General features: G+C 56.7%; 1 protein-coding gene. It reads left to right on the top strand.

The window, feature by feature from the left end; all coding sequences use genetic code 11:
- The first annotated feature begins 77 nt into the window (after window positions 1-77).
- Window positions 78-1,451 (top strand): transposase, encoded by a 1,374-nt coding sequence (locus KW840_RS28280; RefSeq protein WP_218498467.1) that lies wholly within the window; start codon window positions 78-80, stop codon window positions 1,449-1,451.
- Window positions 1,452-1,610: the final 159 nt, after the last annotated feature.

Below are 1,610 nucleotides of genomic sequence, written 5' to 3'. Positions count from 1 at the left end.
CGATTCTGTTGAAAAAGTAGCTCCCCTGTCTGGCCTGCGGCAAAATCTCTGCATTGGCCAGCAGGGAAGCACGCAGCATGATGGGACAGTTATCGAGTGGGCAGGAACGGCTGTTTTACTCGTTCAACCTTGAAGACCACATCCCCGCCAATCACCTTCTGCGTAGCATTGATCGGTGTCTCGATCTGAGCGACTTGCGCCATTACCTCGCCGATTTTTACAGCCCAATTGGGCGTCCGTCGATTGACCCTGAGTTGATGATCCGCATGCTGATCGTGGGCTATTGCTACGGCATTCGCTCAGAGCGTCGGCTGTGCGAAGAAGCCCATTTGAACCTGGCGTATCGCTGGTTCTGCCGGTTAAGCCTTGAAGATGAAGTCCCCAATCACTCGACCTTTTCCAAAAATAGGCACGGCCGTTTTCGGGACAGCGATTTGTTTCGCTGGCTGTTCAACGAAGTGCTGCGTCGTTGCATGGACGCCGGCCTGGTCAAGGGCGAAGGCTTTGCCGTGGACGCCAGCATCATCAAAGCGGATGCCAGCCGGCAGCGCGGTGTACCGGGTGATGAACCGGTCAACTGGAACGATCCGGCCCTGAGCACCCGCGCCGTGCGTGAGTATCTTGAGGCACTCGATGAAGAGGCTCTGGCCGAAACGCTACCGAAGCGCCTATCGCTGACTGATCCTCAAGCCCGCTGGACCGCAGCTCCAGGTGGCCCAGCGTTCTACGCTTATTCCACGAATTATCTGATCGATACCGAGCACGGCGTGATCATGGACGTGGAACCCACACCGGCTCATCGAACCGCAGAAGTCGAGAGCACCAAGACGATGATCGAACGGGTCGAAGCGCAGTTCGACATCAAGCCGGAGCGCCTTATTGGCGACACCGCTTACGGCACCGCGCCGATGCTGGCCTGGATGGTGGAGGAAAAAGACATCGAGCCGCATGTGCCGGTGTGGGACAAAACCGAGCGCAAGAACAACAGTTTTTCGAGCAACGATTTCCACTGGAATGAAGAGGCTGAGGAATACCGCTGCCCGGCCGGAAACCCATTGCGCAGCGAATGGCGAGCCTTCAAAAATGAGCGTTCACACGTCACCAAAGCCAACACCATTATCTTCCGATCCCGGCAGACCGACTGCGTTGCCTGTCTGATGAAAGCCAAGTGCTGCCCGAACACTGCGTGCCGCAAGATCGCCCGCAGCGTCCATGAAGCCGCGCGCGATGTGGCTCGGCGAATCGCAGCGACACCTGGGTACGTGCGCTCTCGCCACGAACGTAAGAAGGTCGAAATGTTGTTTGCCCACCTCAAGCGCATCCTGAAATTGGATCGCCTGCGACTACGTGGCATGAGTGGCGCGACTGATGAATTCACGCTGGCCGCTGCGGTGCAGAACCTGCGACGGCTGGCCAAATTTACATCTCAAGGGCCACCTGCCACGGGATAGGTGCGCCTGCACGAAGCAAAAAACCTCAAATTAACCCAATAACAGAGCAGCAAAGGTCAACGAAGAGCCGAGAAACCACTCGATGTGGTGAGTAGGTTCTCCGATGGTGGTCGTGCCTTAGTTCAGGCCAGCTGAAAATCCGACTTTTTCAACAGAATC

The organism is Pseudomonas sp. PDM30, assembly GCF_019218985.1.
GTDB lineage: Bacteria > Pseudomonadota > Gammaproteobacteria > Pseudomonadales > Pseudomonadaceae > Aquipseudomonas > Aquipseudomonas jessenii.
Note: the sequence above shows the minus strand (reverse complement) of the source record. Positions and strands in the feature narration are given on the sequence as shown.